Below are 21,684 nucleotides of genomic sequence, written 5' to 3' on the forward strand. Positions count from 1 at the left end.
CGTGGTATGCATGGCCCGATGGGCGCGCAGACTGCGCAGCGATGAGGGCAGTGCCGCGGTTGAGGCGGCTGTCGTCTTCCCGGCTTTGATCATGTTTCTGTGCCTGGCGATCGCTGGCGGCCGGATCGTCACCTCCGGCTCGAAGATCGACTCTGCGGCTGAGGACGCAGCGCGGGAGGCATCCCTCCACCGCACAGCGGCAGCCGCCCAAGGTCCCGCGCGCACAGCGGCTGCCGAGTCCCTCAGCGACCAGGGCATCACGTGCGCGTCGACGTCCGTCCACATCAACACCGGTGGTCTCAGCGTGCCGGTAGGGCAGGTCGGCACGGTCACCGTGACCGTGACCTGCACGGTGAATCTGTCCGGCCTTCTTCTTCCGGGCGTGCCCGGAGCCAAGACGCTGACGTCCACGGCGACCTCGGTGGTGGACCAGTACAGGCAGCGGGGGGATGGATGATCTTCTGTGGGCTGTTCCGGCGGCGGACGGACGACCGGGGAGGCGTCACCGTGTTCGTCGCCGTGTGCGTCATCGCGCTGATCGGGATCATCGGTGTCGCCGTCGACGGCGGCAGCAAGATGCGCGCCGCAGAACGCGCGGACTACATCGCCGGCGAAGCCGCCCGGGCAGGCGGGCAGGCGATCGACCCGTCCGACGCGATCAGCGGGAAGGCGATCGACGTGGATCCTCAGGCCGCGGCCGCCGCAGCCCGGGCCTACCTGCGCTCCGCCGGTGCCACCGGCACGGTCGGCGTGTCCGGCAACGGAAAGTCGCTGGTTGTCACGGTCACCGGCACCTACGACACGAAGTTCTTGTCGGTGGTCGGGATCGGCTCTTTGCCGGTGACCGGCCACGGCAAGGCCACCCTCCTGCATGGCGTCACGGCACCCGACGAAGGACACTGATGCACACCACCCCCTGCTCCGCCGCAACCGCCGGCCGCACCCTGGCGCGGGTCGTCAAGGCAGTGCTGAGTCTGCTGGTCCTGGCGGTTACGATCGTCGGGCTGCCGCTGCTGCTGACCTGGGCCTCCCCGGTCATCTGGGCAACCACCCACGACGACGTCATGCACCTGCTGGACCGGCAGGACACCGGCAGCGTGTTCCTGCTGTTGCTCGTCGGCGTGGGATGGGCCGGGTGGGCGCAATTCGGCTTCTGCACCATCCGCGAGCTGATCGCACAGATGAAGGGCCATACCTGGCATGCCCCGCGCGGGCTGGGTGCCTCGCAACGCGCCGCGGCCCTGCTGGTGGGCAGCATTCTGGTGCTGCTGCCCACCACCTCGGCCCTGGCCTCCGACGTCCAGGCATCCCCGGCCGCCAGCACATCCCCCCATGTCCCCGGCCAAACTCAAAGCCCCCAGACCACCGAGAACGAGCAAGCTCAGACGCCTGCGGCGAGCACCCCGGCTCCCCACGCGACGTACACGGTGCGCGAGACGCGGCCCGCGGAGAGCATGTGGGGCATCGCAAGAAGAGAGTTGGGGGACGGCGAGCGGTGGCGGGAGATCGCCGACCTCAACGAGGGCCGGGTGATGGTCGACGGTACTGTTTTCCACGCGAACAGCTTTCTGCGGCCCGGCTGGCAGCTGCGAATGCCCGAGACCGCCGCGGCCGTAGGTGGCATCCGTACGCAGCCGGGTGACAGCGCACCCGCTGCCGGCGAGAAGGCCGGGCACGTCGTCACGGTTCATCCGGGCGACTACCTGTCGAAGATCGCAGAGAAGGAACTCGGCGACGGCGACGCCTGGCCCCAGTTGTTCGAGGCCAGCAAGGGCAATCCGCAGCCGCGCGGCCTGCCCGAGATCACCGACCCCGACGTCATCTACACGGGACAGCAGGTGACGGTGCCCGTGGCCCGGCCCTATCAACCGGACCAGGACGCCGGGCAGGGCACGGAGTCGGGCGGCCACGAGGCCACTGCCCCGGCCACCCAGACTCCCGATGGTGGGCAGAGGCCGGGCGACGGCGGGGATTGGCCCGTGCCCAGCCGGAGCACAGCGCCGGCAGTCGAGTCGTCGGTGCCCAGCGCACCGGCCGGCCACCCTGCCGAGCAGCCGGGGAAGGAGCAGTCGTCTCGGCCCACCTCAGCGTCCACGGCGCCCGAGCCCGGCACGAGCGCCTCATCCTCTGCCGCCTCTCCTTCAGCGTCAGCGTCGCCATCAGAATCATCCGGCTCTCCTGCCCCGGCCACGGCTCCGGCCAGCAGCAGTCCGCTGAACCTGCGCACCGTACTCGGCGCCGGCGCCCTGCTGGCCGCCGCGGTCACCGGCGCCCTCGCCCTGCGCAGGACACTGCAGCGCCGCCGCCGCAAGCCCGGCGAGAAGATCGCCATCATGTCGGAAACCTGCGCTGCAGAGGCCCAGCTGGCAGCGGCAGCCGAGCCCGCAGGCGCCGCCCTCCTGGACGTAGCCCTGCGCACGCTGGCCCACCACGCGGCCCAGCGGCAGGAGAACCTGGTTGTGCCGCCGCTGCGGGCTGCCCGGGTCGGGACCCGCACCGTGGAGGTGCTGCCCGAGGACCTCGCCCAGGAGTCAGTGGCCCCCTTCACTGCCGGGCAGGGCGGCTGGTGGGTCTTGCCCGCCGACGCCGCACTCCTGGAGGAGGACGCCGCTCTCGAGGTGCCGGCGCCGTATCCGGGGCTGGTCACTATCGGCAGCACCACGGCCGGCGACTTGCTGCTGCTCAACCTCGCAGCCCTTCGCGTCCTGCTGCTGGACGGCAACCCGGTCCACATCACCGAGGTGTGCACCTCGCTCGCGATGGAACTCGCAATGAGTCCGTGGGCGGCCGACGTCCAGGTCGTCACCGTGGGGTTCGGTGAGGACCTGCCACAGCTACTGCCCACCGCGCGGATCGCCCACATGCGGCAGGCCGTGCACGCGCTGCGCGATCTGAGCGAACGCCTGCTGGAAGCCCACCAGATGCCCGAAACGCGGCATCAGCCGTATCTGCTGCTGTGCGCGTCCCCGCTAGACGAGGAGGTGGCCTGGCAGTTCGCCGACGTCATCGGCCGGGCGCGGGCGGTGCCCGTCGTACTGATCGCCCCGGCCAATACGGCGGCCGCTCACTTCCCTGAGGCGGAGATGCTCAACGCCTCGCTCAGCGAGCCACAAAACCTCGGCTACGTGGGCACCGATATCACGGTGCAGCGGTTGGAGCGCGCCGCCTACCTGCAGATCACCACCGCGTTGAAGGTGTCCGGACAGCGACCCCACCCCGCCGAAGGGCCCTGGCAGGTCGTTCCGGAGGAACTTGCGGGCACCCAGCAGCCAGAACAGGAATCGCCTCAGGAGGCCGTCGCCCGCAACACCGCGCTGTCGGCGTCGGCCGCGGCATCGGATGTGAGCGGTGAGGCTTTCCCGGCCCTACTCGCCGCCAGTACCAATCCGTCCGGGCTCCGTCTTCTCTCCCCTACCACGTCGGAAGTGGGGGCCGACGACGAAGCCAGCCCAAACACCGGGCCAACGGTGCCTTCGACCCCACAGTCCCGGGCCGGCGCGGACTCCTCCGACATGCCGCAGGCCGCCAAGGCCGACGCCCCGGCACCCGCCGTCGAAGAGACGACGGCGCCAGAGACGGAAGCAGGCGAGGCGCACGACCTCCACGCCCCGGAGATCCGGATTCTGGGCCCTGTCGAGGTCACAGGCGTGGACAGCACCGGGCACGGCCCGCGGATTGCACAGCTGGCTGCCTTGCTGTATTTCCGTCCTGGGCGGAGCGCGGATGTTCTGTGTGCCGCCATGGACCCGGTCAGCCCGTGGTCGACGAGCACCCTCAACGCGCGGATGCAGGGCCTTCGCAGCTCCCTGGGCAGCGACTCATCCGGCATCCTGTACGTGCCGCGCCGCAAGGCAGGCGGTGATCCTTACCGGCTCGGCCCCGGCGTGCGGTGTGACTGGACGCGCTTCCTGCAGCTCGTCGAACGCGCGCTGCCGCTAGGTCCCTCGGGTCTGACCGACTTGGAGAAGGCGCTGAGGCTGGTGCGGGGCAAGCCATTCGGCGGCCGGCCGCTGCCGTGGGCCGAGCCCTACGCTCAGGAAATGATCACGCGGATTATCGACGTCGCGCACACCGTGGCCACGTACCGCATTCCCGCCGGCCCCCACCACGACCTGAGCGCCGCGCGGCAGGCCGTCTCAACCGGTCTCGATGTAGATGAGACAGCAGAACTCCTGTATCGGGACTGGATGCGTCTTGAGGCTGCGCGCGGGAACCGCTCGGGGCTGCACACTGCGATCGCCCGCGTGCAACAGGTCAACCGATCACTGGACTGCTCACTGGAGATGGAGACCACCCAGCTCATCAACGAGCTCCTCAACGGCTCGGGCACGGCGGTGCGCAAGGCCCTGTAGGCGCGGAGGCACGGAAGGACGCGATGCGTACTACCGGTTGGGGGCCATGTCCTGAGCCACATAGGCGAGCAGTTCGCTCAGGGCGGCCTCGTTGGAGGCGGGCGGCCGGATGCACCACTCCTCCAGTGTTTCCCGGACGGTCTGCGCAACCGCGTGCGCCTGCTGTGCCAGGTCATCGTCCAGGGGAGCCACTTCCCCGTCCTCGGCACGCCCAGTGACGACGACCGGCCCGTGGAACGGGTACAGGGCGATGCCTCGCCAGGCGCTCGCCAGGGCCCATGCGGTGATGTTCTGCGCGAGTCCGATCACACGTCCTTCACCGTGGATGTGCAGCAGGGCCTGCCGGTGGTACAGGCCTTGATCAACGAAACCGGTCGCCCCGATGTGATCTCGGATGGCGGATTGCGCACCGGGCACGGGCAAGTCGAGTTCCCTGACTGCGGTGTCCGGGGCGATACGCAGGGCGCGCATGAGACCTCCTGTCTCGGTGTTCGGGTCTGATCACTGGAGCATTGGGCCTGATGCCCGGGTGGGCCTCAGCACGGGCGAGGATCTCTGGGCGACCGGTGACCTCGCCCGCCACGTCCCCGCCGGACCCAGCGGACATCCGCCCGGCATCCTCACCACATCCAGGCGGTGAAGTGCCGCAGCCTGAACCAAGCCCGGACGTCGAGGCGCGGGGCCGCGTTGAAACTGAGCCCCGTGGCCGCCTCGCTCTAAGCTCCATGCGGTGGAGACGTTGCTGATCATCACGGCTGCCTCCCTGTGGGGCTGCGCCGCAGGCGTGCTCATACCCCGCCCCGCTTACCGGCTCTCCGTGTCCCTCAAGGAGCCCTGGCGGTCGGCGTGCCCGGCCGGCCATCCCCTCACCGGTACCGGCAACGGATGGCTGGGACGCGCCCGCTGCACCGCCGGGCACACCTACGGACCGAGCACACTCCCGGTCGCCTCCGTCACGGCCGTGACCTGTGCCCTGCTCGCGGCCGCCACCGGTGCCCGCCCCGAGCTGCTGGTCTGGCTGCTGCTCACGCCGACCGCTGTGCTGCTCGCCACCGTCGACTTCGCGGTACACCGGCTGCCCGACGTCCTCACCCTGCCACTCGCCGCGGCCGCGCACGTCCTGCTCGGCGTCGCCGCGGTGCTGCCCGGCGCCGGCGGCAGCTGGACCTCCGCGCTGCTCGGCTCCCTCATCCTGAGCGCCTGCCACCTCGCGCTCTTCCTGATCAGCAGGGGCTTGGGGTTCGGCGACGTCAAACTCGCCCTCGTCCTCGGGGCCATCCTCGGCTGGTACGGCTGGGCGATCGTCCTGGCCGGGACCTTCGCCGGATACCTGTCCGGCGCGCTGTACAGCATCGGCCTCACCCTCACGGGCCGGGCCGACCGTACGAGCAGCATCCCGTTGGGCCCGTGCCTGCTCGCCGGGACACTCGCCGGCGTGCTCCTGGGATCCCGCCCCTGCTAAGCCTTGAGGAGCGCGAGCTGGACGTCCTGGTCCTGATAGGAGGAGACCATCCCATGAGACCGCGCACTCCAACCGTCGGTGAAGGAGCCTGCCAGACTGCGGCACCCGCACAGCGCCCCCGGCGCTACCACGCTGGAGTGGCCTTGGCCGGGTCATCAACCCCGGCTGGACGGTTCTGTGGGGTTTCCGTTGGGGCCTCTGCGACAGGCGATCTTCGTGTCGCCCTGAAGTCGGGACGGGCTTCCCGGTGGCGCATCTGCCGGAATGTCGTGTTCTCTGGGTGGAGTTGGATCTGGCATAAGGCGCGGATCCACGAGCGGGATCCAGCGGGACCCGTCCCACATATCGGCTGGGCGGCCCGGGCACGGGAGGCAGGCGCTTCAGACTGTATCGGCTGCACTTCACTGCCCGTCTGCTGTCCTGGACGGGCACGGCCGTGGCACCCATCGGTTTGGCCTTCGCGGTCCTGAGGATCGGCGGCGACCCCGGCGCCCTGGGCGTGGTCCTCGCGGCGAGCATCGTCGCGCAGATCCTTCTGTTGCTCGTCGGCGGGGTCGTCGCGGACCGGCCGCCCATGGACCGGGTCATGGTGTGGTCCAACGCCGTCTGCCCTCGCGGAGGCGACGGCGCTGCTGGCCTCGGGTACGGCCCGGGTCTGGCATCTGGTGACGATGTCGGCCGTCTACGCGAGGGAAGAGATGACTTCCGCTTCCGCGCGAGCTGTGGATGACGGTCTGCCAGGCCGCCGTGATCGTTCCCGTGTGGCTGGCCAGCTACAAACTGCTCGGCCCGGGGTACGGACAACGGATTCTCGGCGCCGCCCCGTGGGGTGTGGTGGTGTCCGGCTTCACCGCCGGGCTGGTGGCCGGGGCGGCACTCGCCCTGCTGTAGAAGCCGCGCCACGACGGACTCGTCGCCTGTTCGGGCACCGGCTCGATGACCGTGCCGCTGCCCGATCGACGAGTTCATCCTGTCCGTGTCCCCCCCCCCGCGCAGAAGAGGCGTACTGGTAGGCGAAAGCGACCTGCCCCGGCTCGCGCACCTGGGACAGACAGGCACGGCATAACAACGGTCCTGCTGGCGGTCGGCGTCGGCCCGCACACTCTCCCCTTGCTCGCCAACGGCCAGGGCACAGCGCCCCGGGACGCCGCCGACAGCTGCGAGTGATCGACATCCAGCCTCTCCGGGGCACCCCGGCTCGCCTCCCGGCCAGAGCCCCTCAGTACCAGTCCGTGCAAGCCTGCAAACGGCCGCCCTTGATGTCCGCGCAGGCACGAGCCTTGTAGCCGGGCCCGTCGTACACCGCCCCGTCGATACCCATGGACACGGCGCCGTCACCCAGCGAGGTCTTCCGGCCGAGGATCTGGGTGTGCCCCCTATGCTTCCGCTCGATCCAGACTCGCCCACCCGTGCCGACCCACGCCGCACCGAACACCCAGTCGTGGCCATGCCGCTGCTGCGCATGCAGGTTGACCGTCACCCGCCAGCCGTTGACCTGCCTTCCGCGCCTGGCCATGAGACACGCATGATCGTCCGGCAGCCGGTAGGTACCGCACGAGGTCTTCATCACGGGGTCCACCGCAGCGGACGCCGACCTGGTACCAGGCAGGGCAACAACAGAAGCAATTGCCGCACCCACAGTCAGAACCTTGATCATGTTGCGCATGACTTGCTCAACGGGGGCGCGGGCGCAGAGTCACGGTTTCCCGGCCCTCACCCGTACCAGCACACGACACCACGCCCCCGTCTTCGCCCCGCGAGTGGGGGAGATCTGACCGAGGTGCGCCGGTGCGCCTTCTCCGACGGCACCGACTCAATGGGGCGGCCCGCCTCGTCGGTCAGTGCACTGCCCGACGGTACTTCGCAGATCAGGACTAGGCGTTGCACCAGGCCCAGCAGTTCGCCTGTTGGGCCTGCCCTGCGGGCCGGCTGAGGCGGTCCCGACTCCATCAGCTCTCTTCTCGGTGCCACCAGCCACAGCGCCTCCAGGCCCTACCCATCGACGTCTTCACTTGACGGACAGCACGGCCAGCGTGATCACGGCCGACTGGAGTAGGGCGGGCCACAGGAGCGTGGTCCAGGCCAGCCACGGGTCTCGTCGGCGGATGATCTGCCAGGCATGCCACCCGGTGCGGCCGTCCGCCCGGTACCGCACCCCGAACCACCGGACGTCAATGGTGGTGAAGGTGACAGGGTCACTGGCCTCGGCGCAGTAAGCCTTGGGCTGGTCACTCGCAGTCGTCATCGTCCTCGTCGTCCTCATCGTCGGCGGGAGAGGTGGGCTCTGTGGGCGCGTACAGGCACTCCCAGCACTTTCCGTCCTCGACTGCGCGCCGTTCCTCGTCCACGACGGCGTGGAAGGCGCACGTGTCGGAGTCCGGGACGGGTGTGGGTTCCTCACCAGGCTGCCTATGCATCACGGTCGGCCTGCTCCTCAAGGTGCGCGGTGATCGCCTGCTCGCTGTATCCGAAGACCCGGCCGCGCGCGGCGTCGTCGGTCTCCGGCGGCAGCTCACCCCACGTGATCATGTGGCAGGTCTCTGGGCTGTCGGACCAGCGCACGCGAACCGCCGGAAAGCCCTCGCGGCCTCGCAGCACATCGGCCAGCAGCAGGGCCACCTTGGCGTTGGCGACAGCGAGGTGCCCCGCGCTCCGCGTACCGCCGACAGGCACAGCCAGGTACCCCATGCCGTGCACCACGAGCACCACGCCCGCGTTGATCAGCCCCGGGTCGGCAAGCCGTTCCCGGTACCAGGAGACTTCCCACTCATCCTGTGGCCCGGGCGCACGCACCTGGACGACGGTGGTCTCGCTCTCCTCTCGGGCTCCACGCCTGGTCACCCTTGGCCTCCGCTGATGGGGGCCAGACGATCGGCGAGGCAGGCCGCCTGGTCGATGGACAGACGCAGGGTGAGCTGGTCGCTCACACGGGCGGACCCGGGCTGTGCTCTCACCACGACCGCAGACCCTACGATCCCGGAGATGAGGTACCGCATGCGTGTGACCAGCCCTCGCACGCCCTCGCGGTCCTGGAGGTCCAGGCCCTGATCGATTTGAGGGACGCCGAGCAGCCTGGCCATGGCGACCGTTGACCTCAGTTCGTCATCCACCAGGTCCAGAGTGATGGCCCGCGTTGACGATTTCAGCGAGGCATAGATGCCGTGGTTGTTCAGCGCCTTTTGCAGGCGGTCGGCGATGGCGTTGACGCGGACAAGTGGCTCCAGCAGCACCTTGATGATCTGGCACACGGACGTGGCCGTGGGCAGGTGCAGCATGATGGTGAGGCCACCGTCGTCACGGGTTGCGTCGCCCTCGATCCCGTGCTCGATGAGCCACGCCCTGACGGCGCTGGGACGTGCCCTGAACGGCAGATTTCGCTGCGGGTACAAGCTGAAGACCAAGGAGGTCCCGTCCTCCCCGGGCCCCACTAGCGCGGGCATGCTGGCCTCGTCAGCGATGCGCTGGAGGTCCTGCCGTAACGGCGCGGCCGGCTGCGGGGCGGCAGGTGTGCTCACGATCGTCTCGTCCTTAGTGGTGGTGAACAGGCAGCGGCGGCAGGTCACCGCCGGGCTACGTCCAATGAACGGAAGGGGGGTGCCCGTGCCGGAGACCCGTTCCGGGTGGCAGACCAACGCGGCCGTCGGGTAGGCGATGGTCTGCGCTCACGGGCGCTCTGCCGGACACTCGCTGTCCCCCAGTCCGAGGATCGCCCAACTGGACGACACCGGCAGAGCCCCCGTCCTGGCCGCCTCGGGGCCGACAGGACGGGAGTGTGGTCCCACCCCGGCGCCCAGGTGCCGGGGTGGGAGTCTCAGTCCGCGGGCGCGGCTGGCCGCCCGGAGGAGGCGGCCGGGGCCACCGCCTGTGGGGGTTCACGCGCCGGGGTCATCGCCCTGCCCCCACCATGGCGGCGACACGCTTGAACTCCTCCTCCAGCCGGTCCAGGCCGAACGCGGCGGCCTCCGTCTCCAGTTCCGTAGGACGGACCCCGAAGAGCTGGACGACTTGCCGTTGCGCGACCGTCCACGGCGCCAGAGGCCCGTCGTACTCGGCCCGCACCAACTTGTCGCTGACCGGCCGTAGGGTGCCGGCGTCGTACACCAGGCCGGCAACGCCCCATGCCGGGGCCTGGACGACCCACGCACAGACGTGCACGCCGCGGATCTCGGGGCAGAGCTGGACCGAGATGACCGCGCACGGCACGCATACCGGCGGGCTCGCCGTCAGCTCCCCGTCCCTCACCGGCCCGCCCCTGTCCCGCATCAGGAACAGGTGCGGACCGTCAGGGCTCGGCGGCTTTCGTCCACAGACCTGGCAGAGCATGTCGGCCATCGACCGACGCTGCCGGTAGGGGTGGACCGTATGCGGCTGCGGGCGCCCGCGCCGGTGACGCGGGCGCAGCGCCGGCCGCGCCCACAACTGGCCGAAGCTGTCCCGGTCGTAGGGCGTCTCATCCGCGTAGCCGAGGCCGGCATGCCGCCGGCTCACCACGAGCGGCGCCTCAATCAGGCGCTCCTCGCTCCATCCCGCGATGTACGGGATGACACCGGGTGGTGCAGACGGAAACACGGTGGTGGTCTCTCTCGTCCTCGTCGTAGGTGGGTTGGATGCCCGGCACACCAGCACAGGTACTGATGTGCCGGGCGGGCCCTGGTGCGGCAGCGGGGCGTTGCCGCACCAGGGCGGTGGGGTGCCACCCCGAGGCCAGGTCGCCACTCCAGCTCTCGGGGTGGAAGTGTCAGGCCGCCGTGACCGTGGTCGTCGGCCGCCGGTTCAGCCAGTAGGCGAGGGCCTGCGCCATCAGCCGGTCGAGGCAGGGCTCGCATGAGTACAGGGGGCGTGCTGCCCGTCCCACTGGAGCGGCCCGAGCCACAGCACCGGGACGCCCGTGCGCTGGCAGCCGAGCCAGCAGTCGCCCGTACCCCATTGGCGAACCACGATCTTTCCCTTCGAAATGGGGGCCCGGCACACCACGGCCTGCGCTCGGATGCGCTGGCGCGCCGGGCCCGGGAGGCTCCGGACGGCACGGGGGGTTGGGACACCGCACCGGAGCGTGGTCTCAGGGCCTGGTAGCCGGCGTCGCCGCCGCGCGCGCAGCGGGACCCTTCCTCAACAGGCGGATGTTGCGGAGCGCGACCAGTATCTCGACCTGCTCCACCCGGCAGAGCGCGCCCGGGGACGCCATGGGGACAGGCCAGTACCCGTGTCCGCGCGGCTCTGTGCGGGTCGGGAGGGGAACGCAGATCTCAGCGCCCGGGCCCAGGTACTCAACGCCGAGGTGCGCCCACTTCGTGGGCCACTCGCTGGCAGGAGGCACCAGGCAGTAGTACCAGCTGTAGTCCCGGTCGAGAATCACCGCACCGTCGTAGAACCACAACCGAAGGAAGTGGTCGATGTGCCTCTCATCGTGTGTATTAAGCACCTCCCACACCAGGCCAGCGGGGATCCGCACCGCGCTGAACCGGCCGCCGCAGGGGAGGTAGGTCGTACCTCCGGGCTGCTGCCAGCTCACGCGCGCGGCCTCTTTGTCCTCGGCCGCGCCCAGCAGCCACTCAGCGACCGCGTTACTCACCACAGCCGGCCGCTCCCGCCTTGAGCCTCAACATCCCGTACGACACGAGCTCGGACACTGCCTCCGGGGCGCAGAGGACTCCCGGACGGTCCATCGGCACACACCAGTAGGTGAAACAGTCGTCGGGCTCCGTGATGCCGGGCCTCGGGATTCCGACAAAGCCGTTGGTCATGCAGTCGGCGACCGGAGCGTGCCGGTCATCGGCCCATTCCGGACGATCGATGGTGCTCACCGGTACCAGCGCGTAATAGCGCTTGTGGCCGTGCGTATCGACAACGACCGGGCCGCCGGCGAGCGCCTGGGTGAGGTAGGCGCTCACCGTGTGCGGGTCCGACGAGTCGGCCGCGGCGTGCACCAGGTCGCCGTTCATGCGGACGGTGGTGAACACCACACCGCAGTGCAGCAGTGCGACCCCGAACCGGTCCCAACTCGTCCGGGCTTCCTCAGCACTCGGCACCGACGTCAACAGCCAGTGCTCGACGGCTAGGTTCCGCTCGCTGGTGGGGACGACGTGCCCCTCGGCAACGCCGTCCACGTCCCCGCCCTGGTCGACCTGACGGGCGCTGGGGACATCGGGGATGTTTGCTCTGGTCATATGCGTGGTTCCTGCTGTGGCCATCATCACGCCTCTACTGGGGGGTGGGTGGGCGGCTCCTGCCCGCGGGGGACGAGAGCGGGAGCCGTCGCCCGCGAGGGCAGCGCACTCAGTGCACAGCAGTCCCGTACGTGGTTCCAGGCCACGGAGCGGCCATCGAGCGGCCATTCACCGGCCGCGGGGAGCCGATCACCCGGAATTTTTCGTCACCGGCCCCATGCGCAGACGTTGGCCCATACGGTGAAGTCGGTACTACGCATCAGGGGGACTGATGGCGAAGACGCCAGGCAACGAGGCCTTGTTCGCGGCGCGCATTTCCAAGGGCTGGTTCAGTCAGGACAGTGCCGCTGACGGAATCAGCGCGGTCGGACGGGAAGCACTACGAGATCCCAGTTTCGCGGTCAGCGTCCGTACCTACCGCCGGTGGGAGTCCGTCTCTCCCGGCTGGCCTCAGCCGGACCACGCGACCGCTCTGCGGGCCGCATTCGGCAAAGGCCCGGAGTTCCTTGGGTTTCAATCTCCTGCGACGCTGGGGGTAGAAGCCCCCGCAGTCGTTGAGGAGATCGATCCCGTGAAACGTCGCTCTGCCCTCATCGGGGCCGGTGCCGCCGTCGGCCTGCCCTGGCTTGCCCCTTCCCACGCCTCCGCCCGCTCCCACGCCAACGAGGTCCGCGTCACCGAGGACGATGTCCACGAGCTCAAAGAGGCCGCCGCCGACCTGGACGCCATCGACCAGCGGTTCGGCGGCGACCGGCTGTGGCGCACCGCGCGCTCGCACCTGATGTGGGTGCAGCACCTGATCGACGAGGGCACCTACCCGGAAGAGATCGAGCAGGAGCTGCACCAGATCGCCGGCCAGCTCACGACCTCACTTGGCTGGTTCTGCTACGACGCCAACCGCCAGGACGAGGCCCGCATCTACTTCTCCGAGGCGCTGAACACCGCGCTCCTCGAAGGCAACCTGCCGCTGGCGACCCGCACCCTGTCCAACATGGCTAGGCAGAGCGTCGACCTGAACAAGCCCCGCGAAGCCGTCCGCTTCGCCAAGCTCGCTTCCCAGCATGCCGCCTCATGGTCTGCCCCGCCGCGGGTGACGGCCCTGCTGGCTATCCGCGCCGCGCAGGGCTACGCTCGCCTGGGTGACGAGCTGAACGCCTCGACCGCCATCAAGCGGGCTTGGCGGGCCTTCGACCGCGGCCCCAGCGACCGTGATCCCCAGTGGGTCACGTTCCTCAACGAGGCCGAACTGGTCTGCCTGGAAGGCATGTGCCGCTCCGACCTCGGCCAAAATCGGCGGGCGGTCCGGCTGCTGGAGCGCTCCTCGACCCTTCAGGACATCGAGCACAGCCGCAACCGAGGCATGTGCCTGGCCCGCCTCGCAACGGCGGCTGTCCAGGACAGCGACCTTGACCGCAGCGTCAGCGCGGCCCGCGAGTCGCTGCGCTTGATCGACGGCGGTCAGTCCTCCACCCGCAACCGGCGTCAACTCGCTGTCGTCCGCGAGAACCTGGAGCCGTACGCCAAACGCAACGGTCAGGCCCGTGACACGATCGAGCTGCTGAACCTGCACATCGCCTAGGAGGAGCCGGCATGACCATCAGCACCCTGACCGTGCAGAGCCACAGCCCCGAAGAGGCCCAGGAGATCGCAGACGAGCTGATCGCCGTGTACGCCGAGGTCTACAACGTAGAACCGTACGCCGGTGACCCTTTCTTCTCCGTGCCCAGCTACATCAACCGTCTGCACGCCGCCTTCGAGATGCCCGGGTTCGGAGTCGTCACCGCACGCCTGGGCGACGGCTCCATCGCTGGGTACGTCCACGGCGTGAATCTCAACCCCGAGCGTGCCTGGTGGGCCTCCCTCGGCGACAAGCGGCCCGCCGAGGTCGTTGAGGCCGCCGAGAGGGGCGAGGTGTTCTGGCTGCGGGAGCTGATGACACTCCCCGCCCACCAGAACCGGGGCGTCGGCCGACACCTGCACGACGTGATGGTCCTGAGCCGCCCCGAGCCGTGGACAACGCTCACCTGCATCATCGATAACGAGCCCGCCCGTAGCGCCTACCCCAGGTGGGGCTACGAGGTGATCGGCCGCACCAAGCACGCTCCCGAGTCCCCGGTGTACGACGCCATGATCCTGCACCCGCAGCCCGCTGCTCAGGCGTTGTAGCCCTTCCGCCTCACGCCTGAGCCCCACCTCCCGACCACCTCGGCGAAGCAGCTGCGGCACAACGGGTTGGCGTTCGTGCCGTACCGCTTGCACGGTTCCGAGCAGCGTGTGCACCAGCCGACCTCGCCGCCGCGCCCGAGCGCCGACGGTGCCGCCGCCCGGTGTCATCCGGCAGCCGCAGCGAGGGTCGCTCCACCATCCAGGCCACGCGTCCGCTTCCACTCCGGGCGCTCCGGTCATGCCGCCGCCTTGTGGCACGAATGCGGGTGCGAGTGTGGACCCGGTCCCGCACCTGCTCCTGGAGCAGCTGGCGGTCGAGGTCAACCGGCGGGGGGTGAGCCTGCGTTCCTTCACGCGTGGTCGTACCTGCCGGCGACCACCGCGATCCGGCGGGACCCGCCCTGCCTGCGGCAGTTGAGCCTCGACGACCGACGCCGGGCCACTGCCTGCCGCGGCTCTTGGCCGCCGGTGCGATGCAGCGCTGGGCCTGTCTCATGCGAACGCGCTGCACTGGACGTTGGTCTCCTGGCACGTCGCACCGATACGACGCCACCGGTACTCCCCCGCGTCACAGGATATGGTCACAGACCATGCCTGCCTTGGGATAAACAGGCCCCGGCGTCCGGAAAGCAGTATCAGTCAACCTGTATTTCGGATCCTGCCGGGCGGTGAAGGTAGGGTGTCACTGCTTATAATTCCCGGTCTGCCGGTGAGCACGTACCAGCAATCACAAATTAGAGGGGGAGAGTCCAGAAAATGCGGGTAATTCAACTTCGGGAACATCAGGCCGATCAGAAAGCCGCTTTCCGTAAGTGGGTTGGATTTCCTGCAAGATCATCTGTGCCCCCGCAGGGTGCCCGTGCCACGATCGTGTCAGCGACCGGGTCGGGTAAGACGATCACGGCCGCCGCATGCGCGCTGGAGTGCTTCCGGGACGGCCGGATCCTCGTGACCGTGCCGACCCTGGACCTGCTCGTACAGACCGCCCAAGCATGGCGCCTGGTGGGCCACCGCTCCCCCATGGTCGCGGTGTGCTCGCTGGAGAACGACCCGGTGCTCAACTCGCTGGGCGTGCGCACCACCACCAACCCGATCCAGCTCGCGCTGTGGGCCGGGTCCGGCCCGGTGGTCGTGTTCGCCACGTACGCCTCTCTCGTGGACCGTGAGGACATCGACGCGCCCGAGGGTCAGCGGAAGGTGCGCGGGCCCCTGGAAGCCGCCCTGGCGGGCGGGGAGCGGCTCTACGGCCAGTGCATGGACGGCTTCGACCTGGCGATCGTGGATGAGGCACACTCAACCGCAGGTGATCTTGGTCGTCCGTGGGCGGCGATCCACGATAACCAGCGGATCCCCGCTGCTTTCCGGCTCTACCTCACCGCCACCCCGCGCATCCTCGCCGCGCCCCGGCCGCAGAAGGACGCGGACGGCCAGGAGCTGGAGCTGGCGTCGATGGGCCGGGACTCCCAGACGTACGGGCCGTGGCTGGCCGAGCTCGGGCTCTCGGAGGCGGTCGAGCGGGGCATCCTCGCCGGGTTCGAGATCGACGTCCTGGAGATCCGTGACCCCTCCCCCGTCTACGGGGAGTCGGACGAGGCGCTGCGGGGCCGGCGCATGGCGCTGCTGCAGACCGCGCTCCTGGAGCACGCCGCTAGGTGGAACCTCAAGACGGTGATGACGTTCCACCAGCGGGTGGAGGAGGCATCCGCGTTCGCGGAGAAGCTGCCGGAGACGGCGGCCGAGCTGTACGCCAACGACGTCTCCAACGAGGACCTGGCCGCCGCCGACAAGCTCCCCGCGTCGTCCATCGACGCGGAGTTCTACGAACTCGAGGCCGGCCGCCACGTGCCCCCGGACCGGGTGTGGTCGGCGTGGCTGTGCGGTGACCACACCGTGGCCGAACGCCGGGAGGTGCTGCGGCAGTTCGCAGGCGGGATCGACGCGGCCGGGCGCCGGGTGCACCGCGCCTTCCTCGCCAGCTGCCGTGTGCTCGGGGAAGGCGTGGACATCACCGGCGAACGGGGCGTGGAGGCGGTCTGCTTCGCGGACACCCGCGGCTCGCAGGTGGAGATCGTGCAGAACATCGGCCGCGCGCTGAGGCCCAACCGCGACGGCACCACCAAGGTCGCGCGGATCATCGTGCCGGTCTTCCTCCAGCCCGGCGAGGACCCGACCGACATGGTCGCCTCCGCCTCGTTCCGTCCTCTCGTAGCCGTGCTCCAGGGCCTGCGCGCGCACGACGAGCGCCTGGTCGAGCAACTCGCCTCCCGCGCCCTCACGAGTGGGAAGCGCAAAGTCCACCTCCGGCGCGACGCGGACGGACGGATCGTCGGGGCCGGCGGCGAAGGAGACGGCGAGGACCAGGAGCACGACGGCACCGACGGCGCTGCCGAGTCCGCGCTGCTGCACTTCTCGAGCCCGCGCGACGCCTCGACCATCGCGGCGTTCCTGCGCACCCGGGTCTACCGGCCGGAGTCGCTGGTGTGGCTGGAGGGCTACGAGGCGCTGCTGCGCTGGCGCCGCGAGAACGGGATCACCGGGCTGTACGCCGTCCCGTACGACACGGAGGTCGAGGTCGGCGTCACCAAGGACTTTCCGCTGGGGCGGTGGGTGCACCAGCAGAGGAAGACGCTTCGGGCGGGTGAGCTCGATCCGCACCGCAAGGAGCTGCTGGACGCGCCCGAGGCCGGGATGGTGTGGGAGCCCGGCGAGGAAGCCTGGGAGACCAAGCTCGCCACGCTCAGGTCGTACCGGCGGGCCACCGGGCACCTCGCGCCCCGGCAGGACGCGGTGTGGACCAACCCCGCCGACGGCGTGGAGGTACCGATCGGGCAGCACATGGCCAACCTCCGCCGCAAAGGCGGCCTCGGAAAGAACCCGGAGCGGGCGAAGCAGCGCGCGAAGCAGCTGGCCGCGATCGACCCGGACTGGAACTGCCCCTGGCCACTGGACTGGCAACGCCACTACCGCATCCTCGCCGACCTCGCCGCCGACGAACCCGATGGCCGGCTCCCCGACATCCAGCCCGGCGTGCGATTCGAAGGTGACGATCTCGGGAAGTGGTTCCAGCGACAACGCCGCAGCTGGCCGGAGCTCTCCGAGGAACAGCGGCAGCGGCTCGCGCGGCTGGGCGTAACGCCCGCCGAGCAGCCCGCCCCAGCTCCGGCGGCCAAGGACGGTGGGAAGGCGTCAGCCTTCCAGCGCGGTCTGGCCGCTCTCACCCAGTACATCGAGCGGGAGGGCAGAACCGTCGTTGGGCGGGCGCACGTTGAGGAGCTGCCGGACGGTTCGGTGATCAAGCTGGGTGTGTTTCTGAGTAACCAGAAGGCCAGGCGTGACCGGCTGGATGCGGCGCAGCGGGCCGCCCTCGCCGAGTTGGGCTACGCCTGGGCTGCAGAACAGTCCGGGCGCAGCTGACGTTTGCCGATGGGCCGCGCGTCGCCCATTACCGGATGGGCCGATAAGCCGTTTAGTTCTGTATGCAGGATGCTGGGCGGGGTGGAGCGAGGGTGCGGCGGCCTGAAGTCGGGTCGGTGGATGTGCTGTTCCGGGCTGCGGGCGGGGCGACGGAGTGTTCGAGGTGGTCGTCGGCGGCCGGTGAGGTGGTTTTCGAGAACTGCCCGCCGCTGAAGCCGTTCCCGGTCCGCAAAGGCAAGCGGCTGGCACCGGGCTGGTGGTGGTCGGCCACAACCGGGCGGCTGGTGCACTACGGGTCCGCGGCGATGCGGCTGCATGTGATGCTCCTCGACCGTGACCCGCGTGTCAGGGGTATGGCTGCGCGGCCGCTTGAACTGCGGTGGCATGGGACGAGCGCGGTGCGGTCGCATGCTCCTCAGCTGATGCTCCGGCTGGCCGATGGTCAGGGGGTGCTCGCCGACTGCACAGGGAGAGGGGAGCTGTCTCGGCGGCAGCGGTCTCTTGCTGCGGTGGTCGGAGAGGTCTGTAGGGCGGTGGGCTGGCGGTACTGGGTGCTCGGGCCTGTCGACCCGGTCTACCGGCGCAATGTGACCTGGCTGGCCGGATACCGGCACCCGCGGCATCACGGTGGTCGGCTGCTGGCTGCCGCGCTGCAGGAGGTGTTTGCCGAACCGGCGCCGTTGTGGGAGGGCGTACGCAGGGTCGGGGATCCGCTGGTAGTGCTGCCCGCGCTGTTCCATGCGCTGTGGGCGGGGCGGCTGGCGGCGGACCTGGGGGCGCCGGTGCATGAGCGGATGCCGGTGTGGGCGCAGGCGGCAGAGTGAGGGCGGGTAGCGGAGTGCCGGGCGGGCCGGTGGTGGAGCTGGGGCGCCAGGTGCGGTTCGGGGGGCGTAGCTGGACGGTGGGGGCTCTTGCTGACGGTCAGGTGCGGCTGGTCGCCGAGGACGGTGAAGTAGCGGCGGTTTTGCTGTCGCTGCTGTTCGCCGATGCGGGATTCGAAGTCCTGGACGCGCCAAGAGTGCCCAGTCTGGCGCCGCTGGGCTTGCTGGAGTCGTTGCCCGAGACGGTGCGGGAGCGGGCCCTGGCGTGGGAGCGGCATGTGCGGGAGGTGGAGACGGGGCGGCCGGACGGAACCGGTGCAGTAGGTCCCGCGCGGGCGGAGTACGACCCCCGGACGCGGACGCTGGCGCAGCGCGAGGAAGCGAAGGCGTCGGAGCTGTCGGCGGCCGGCATGCCCACCAGCGCGGTGACGGTGCGGCGGATGCGGGCCCGCTACCGCCGTGAGGGGGTGTGGGGGCTGGTGGACCACCGGGCCACCCGGCCGCGGACGGCGCTGGGGCGTGCGGACGAGCGGGTGGTGGCCGCCTTGCGGGAGGTGCTGGAGACCGGGCGGGAGCGCTCCAGCGGGACGCTGGGACGGCTCCGGGTGTACACCGAGCGGCTGCTGGCCGAGCAGTACGGGCAGGGGGTGGTGCCGTTGCCCTCGGGTGCGGCGTTCAACCGGCTCGTGCACGCTCTCGCCGACGGCCGCGGGCTGCTGGGCAGTGCGCGGCAGCGCCGTTGGCGCTCAGCGAGGCCGGCTCCCCCGTTCGTCCCGACGACGGTGATGGCGCCGGGTGAGCTGGTGATGATGGACAGCACGGTGCTGGACGCCTTCGTGGTGCTCGATGCCGGGGTGGTGGAGCGTCCGGAGCTGACCATCGCGCTGGATGTGGCCACCCGCACCATCTGCGCGGCCGTGCTGCGTGCGAAGGGGACTCGCAGCGTGGACGCGGCGCAGCTGCTGGCGCAGATGATGGTCCCGGCGCCGATGCGGCCCACCTGGCCCGAGGCGCTGGCGATGGAACACTCGGTGGTGCCTTACGAGCGGCTGCTGAGCGTGGACGCCCGGCTGGAGGGCGCCGCGGCGCGGCCGGTGATCATCCCGCAGACCATCGTGGTCGACCAGGGCAATGTGTTCATCTCGTCCTCGTTCATCGCCGCCTGCGAGTCGCTGGGCATTTCCGTGCAGCCCGCGCCGCCGGGCAACGGGCCGGCCAAGGGTCACGTGGAGCGCACCTTCTCCTCGATCAACACGCTGTTCGTGCAGCATGTGGCCGGCTACACGGCCTCGCACACCGGCGAGCGCGGCAATGACCCCGCGGGCGAGGCGGTGTGGACGCTGGCCCAGCTGGCCGAGATGTTCCAGGAGTGGATCATCTGCGGGTGGCAGGGACGTGAGCACGACGGGCTGCGGCACCCGATGATGCCCCGCTGCGCGCTGTCGCCGAACGAGATGTGGGCGGCGCTGGTCGCCGTGTGCGGGTACGTCCCGGTGCCGCTGGGCCGCGAGGACTACATCGAGCTGATGCCCGTCAAGCGGCAGAAGATCAACGACTACGGCATCCGCATCGACTACCGCACCTACAACCACGAAGCCCTCAACCCCTACCGCGGCGAACGCTCGCCAGCAGGGGACGGACTGTGGGAGATCCACTACGACCCGCACGCTCCCGGCCAGGTCTGGGTACGCCTGCCGAAGCCTGACCAGCCGCGCGGATATGGGTGGGAGACGGTGCCGTGGATCCACCACACCCTGGTCACCGCCCCGTTCACCAACTTCACCTGGCAGCACATCCGGCGCACCGTCGCCCGACGCGGCAGCCGCGTCCAGCACGAACACGACCTGGCCCTCGCCTTGCGCGAGTTGCTCGAGCGCGCAGCCGCGGGGCAGGGCAGCCACCGGGAGAAGGTCGTCACCGCCCGGGCCCGCGCCGGCGCCGCGAACAATGGCGGCGCGGTGTGGGGGATCCTGTACGGCCAGCAGCCGGGGGCCAGGGCGCTCGAGCCTGCCGACGAGGACGTCTTCGACGACAGCGAGGACGACGAGGAGCCTCTGACCGACGACGACGCCGTGGGCGCCTGGCCGACTGAAGGCGCACGCACGAGCGCCTCCCCGACCGCTCCAGTGCAGGAAGCCGGCGTACCTGCCCCGCGCCGTGCCCAGGTCACGGTCTACGACCCCTTCAAGGAATCCCTGCGATGGTGAGCCCGCTCTCCAACGATGCCGTCGGGTTCGCCCCGTTGGCCCCTCCGACCGTGTGGCAGGGCTGGGATGCCTTCGTCCACCGAGCCTCGGCGCCCGCGCGCGACGCCACCGACGGCGCCTGGTCCCAGGCGGAGCGCGAGGACTACCACTCCGAGCTCGCCGTCATGCGCACCCCGGCCATGGACAGCGTGTTCACCGCCGTACGCCGGCTGCTGCTGGTCAACCGCCGCCAGCAGGCCGGCGCCCGCCGCGGTCTGATCATCTCCGGCCCGGCCACGACGGGGAAGACCACCACGATGATGGCGCTCGGGCGGTCCTTCCATCTGGCCGACGCCCGCCAGCACCCCGGCCAGGACGGCAGAAGGCCGGTGCTGTTCATCAGCGTGCCGCCGGCCGCCACCCCGAAGATGCTCGTCAGCGAGTTCGCCCGGTTCCTCAACATGCCCCTCACCGACCGCCTCAACCAGACCCAGATCACCAGCGCCGTGTGCGACCTGCTGTGCGAACTGGGCACCCAGCTGGTCCTCATCGACGACGTCCACCTCCTGGACACCCAGCGGCGCGCCGGCGCGGAAACCTCCGACCAGCTCAAGTACCTCGGCGAACGCATCCCGGCCACCTTCGTGTACTCCGCGATCGACATCGAGACCTCCTCGCTGCTGAGCGGGGTGCGCGGGGCGCAGATCGCCGGCCGTTTCAAGATCTTCCGTCACCGCCCGCTGGCCTATGCGACCGAGCAGGACCGGGCCGTCTGGGACGACCTCGTGCGGGCCATGGAGAATCTGCTGCGTCTGCGCGCACACCGGCCCGGAACGCTGGTCAAGCACGCCGCCTACCTCCATGCCCGCACCGCAGGGCGGATCGGCAGCCTCTCCCACCTCATCCGCGAAGCCGCCCTCATCGCCCTCACCGAAGGCACCGAACGGATCACCAAGCAGTTGCTGGGCGAGGTAGAGCTCGACGCAGCCGCCGAGACCCAGGCCCGGCCGGCCCGGTCCGCACGAGGGAAGTAGGGGCATCCGGCGTGGCACACCAGCACAGCACGCCCGTGCCCAGCCGTACGCCCGCAAGCGGGCGTACGGGACGCAGGCCGGC

General features: G+C 70.1%; 21 protein-coding genes. 12 read left to right on the forward strand and 9 right to left on the reverse strand.

Going from position 1 to position 21,684, the window contains the following annotated elements; all coding sequences use genetic code 11:
* Nucleotides 1-10: 10 nt before the first annotated feature.
* From IH25_RS0131340 to IH25_RS0131350, 3 genes are read left to right on the forward strand one after another with little or no spacing between them, the layout of a single operon-like run.
* The gene (locus tag IH25_RS0131340) at nucleotides 11-457 is read left to right on the forward strand and encodes a TadE/TadG family type IV pilus assembly protein (protein ID WP_030618375.1); all 447 of its coding nucleotides are present in this window, start codon (nucleotides 11-13) and stop codon (nucleotides 455-457) included.
* Nucleotides 454-903, forward strand: a complete 450-nt coding sequence (locus IH25_RS0131345) for a TadE/TadG family type IV pilus assembly protein (protein ID WP_030618378.1) — start codon at nucleotides 454-456, stop codon at nucleotides 901-903. The genes IH25_RS0131340 and IH25_RS0131345 overlap by 4 nt, the downstream gene beginning before the upstream one ends.
* On the forward strand, nucleotides 903-4,352 hold the full coding sequence (locus IH25_RS0131350; protein ID WP_030618381.1) for a LysM peptidoglycan-binding domain-containing protein: 3,450 nt from the start codon (nucleotides 903-905) through the stop codon (nucleotides 4,350-4,352). Before IH25_RS0131345 ends, IH25_RS0131350 begins: the two co-directional genes overlap by 1 nt.
* A gap of 30 nt (nucleotides 4,353-4,382) precedes the next feature.
* Here IH25_RS0131350 and IH25_RS0131355 read toward each other — a convergent pair whose 3' ends face one another.
* Nucleotides 4,383-4,823 (reverse strand): hypothetical protein, encoded by a 441-nt coding sequence (locus tag IH25_RS0131355; protein WP_030618384.1) that lies wholly within the window; start codon nucleotides 4,821-4,823, stop codon nucleotides 4,383-4,385.
* A 259-nt stretch (nucleotides 4,824-5,082) separates the two neighbouring features.
* Here IH25_RS0131355 and IH25_RS0131360 point away from each other — a divergent pair, with 259 nt between their 5' ends.
* From IH25_RS0131360 to IH25_RS41400, 3 genes are all read left to right on the forward strand, one after another.
* Entirely contained in the window at nucleotides 5,083-5,814 is a 732-nt protein-coding gene (locus tag IH25_RS0131360) for a prepilin peptidase (protein ID WP_030618387.1), read from the forward strand.
* Between the two features lie 436 nt (nucleotides 5,815-6,250).
* Entirely contained in the window at nucleotides 6,251-6,544 is a 294-nt protein-coding gene (locus IH25_RS37985; RefSeq protein ID WP_037655976.1) for a hypothetical protein, read from the forward strand.
* 17 nt (nucleotides 6,545-6,561) lie between these two features.
* Nucleotides 6,562-6,705 carry a hypothetical protein gene (locus IH25_RS41400; RefSeq protein ID WP_157847047.1) on the forward strand — a complete coding sequence of 48 codons (144 nt, stop codon included), beginning with the start codon at nucleotides 6,562-6,564 and terminating at the stop codon, nucleotides 6,703-6,705.
* 328 nt (nucleotides 6,706-7,033) lie between these two features.
* Here IH25_RS41400 and IH25_RS0131375 read toward each other — a convergent pair whose 3' ends face one another.
* The 8 genes from IH25_RS0131375 to IH25_RS0131410 form a co-directional block, all read right to left on the reverse strand.
* Nucleotides 7,034-7,480: a hypothetical protein gene (locus IH25_RS0131375; protein ID WP_030618390.1), complete on the reverse strand. Its 447-nt coding sequence runs from the start codon at nucleotides 7,478-7,480 to the stop codon at nucleotides 7,034-7,036.
* Nucleotides 7,481-7,822: 342 nt separating this feature from the next.
* Nucleotides 7,823-8,059 (reverse strand): hypothetical protein, encoded by a 237-nt coding sequence (locus IH25_RS0131380; RefSeq protein WP_030618391.1) that lies wholly within the window; start codon nucleotides 8,057-8,059, stop codon nucleotides 7,823-7,825.
* A complete protein-coding gene (locus tag IH25_RS0131385) occupies nucleotides 8,043-8,231 on the reverse strand; it encodes a hypothetical protein (protein WP_157847048.1) in 189 nt (62 codons plus the stop codon). Before IH25_RS0131385 ends, IH25_RS0131380 begins: the two co-directional genes overlap by 17 nt.
* Entirely contained in the window at nucleotides 8,224-8,655 is a 432-nt protein-coding gene (locus IH25_RS0131390) for a DUF6302 family protein (protein WP_051754272.1), read from the reverse strand. The genes IH25_RS0131385 and IH25_RS0131390 overlap by 8 nt, the downstream gene beginning before the upstream one ends.
* On the reverse strand, nucleotides 8,652-9,329 hold the full coding sequence (locus IH25_RS0131395; protein ID WP_157847049.1) for a hypothetical protein: 678 nt from the start codon (nucleotides 9,327-9,329) through the stop codon (nucleotides 8,652-8,654). Before IH25_RS0131395 ends, IH25_RS0131390 begins: the two co-directional genes overlap by 4 nt.
* Nucleotides 9,330-9,699: 370 nt before the next feature.
* Nucleotides 9,700-10,383 carry a hypothetical protein gene (locus IH25_RS38735; RefSeq protein WP_157847050.1) on the reverse strand — a complete coding sequence of 228 codons (684 nt, stop codon included), beginning with the start codon at nucleotides 10,381-10,383 and terminating at the stop codon, nucleotides 9,700-9,702.
* Between the two features lie 490 nt (nucleotides 10,384-10,873).
* On the reverse strand, nucleotides 10,874-11,386 hold the full coding sequence (locus IH25_RS38740; protein WP_157847051.1) for a hypothetical protein: 513 nt from the start codon (nucleotides 11,384-11,386) through the stop codon (nucleotides 10,874-10,876).
* A complete protein-coding gene (locus IH25_RS0131410) occupies nucleotides 11,379-11,981 on the reverse strand; it encodes a hypothetical protein (protein WP_051754277.1) in 603 nt (200 codons plus the stop codon). The genes IH25_RS38740 and IH25_RS0131410 overlap by 8 nt, the downstream gene beginning before the upstream one ends.
* Nucleotides 11,982-12,552: 571 nt before the next feature.
* On the opposite strand from IH25_RS0131410, the gene IH25_RS0131415 reads away from it, so the two are divergent.
* The 6 genes from IH25_RS0131415 (at nucleotide 12,553) to IH25_RS0131440 (ending at nucleotide 21,602) form a co-directional block, all read left to right on the forward strand.
* Entirely contained in the window at nucleotides 12,553-13,560 is a 1,008-nt protein-coding gene (locus IH25_RS0131415) for a hypothetical protein (RefSeq protein ID WP_051754278.1), read from the forward strand.
* Between the two features lie 11 nt (nucleotides 13,561-13,571).
* Nucleotides 13,572-14,147: a GNAT family N-acetyltransferase gene (locus IH25_RS0131420; protein ID WP_030618415.1), complete on the forward strand. Its 576-nt coding sequence runs from the start codon at nucleotides 13,572-13,574 to the stop codon at nucleotides 14,145-14,147.
* A gap of 756 nt (nucleotides 14,148-14,903) precedes the next feature.
* Complete coding sequence (locus tag IH25_RS0131425) at nucleotides 14,904-17,561, forward strand: DEAD/DEAH box helicase (RefSeq protein WP_078844516.1); 2,658 nt, start codon at nucleotides 14,904-14,906, stop codon at nucleotides 17,559-17,561.
* 116 nt (nucleotides 17,562-17,677) lie between these two features.
* Nucleotides 17,678-18,385 carry a TnsA-like heteromeric transposase endonuclease subunit gene (locus IH25_RS0131430; RefSeq protein ID WP_245172932.1) on the forward strand — a complete coding sequence of 236 codons (708 nt, stop codon included), beginning with the start codon at nucleotides 17,678-17,680 and terminating at the stop codon, nucleotides 18,383-18,385.
* A 77-nt stretch (nucleotides 18,386-18,462) separates the two neighbouring features.
* Nucleotides 18,463-20,589, forward strand: a complete 2,127-nt coding sequence (locus IH25_RS0131435) for a transposase family protein (RefSeq protein ID WP_245172933.1) — start codon at nucleotides 18,463-18,465, stop codon at nucleotides 20,587-20,589.
* Nucleotides 20,583-21,602, forward strand: a complete 1,020-nt coding sequence (locus IH25_RS0131440) for an ATP-binding protein (RefSeq protein WP_030618433.1) — start codon at nucleotides 20,583-20,585, stop codon at nucleotides 21,600-21,602. The genes IH25_RS0131435 and IH25_RS0131440 overlap by 7 nt, the downstream gene beginning before the upstream one ends.
* The last annotated feature ends 82 nt before the right edge of the window (nucleotides 21,603-21,684 follow it).

The organism is Streptomyces achromogenes subsp. achromogenes (assembly GCF_000720835.1).
In the GTDB taxonomy this organism is placed as follows: domain Bacteria; phylum Actinomycetota; class Actinomycetes; order Streptomycetales; family Streptomycetaceae; genus Streptomyces; species Streptomyces achromogenes.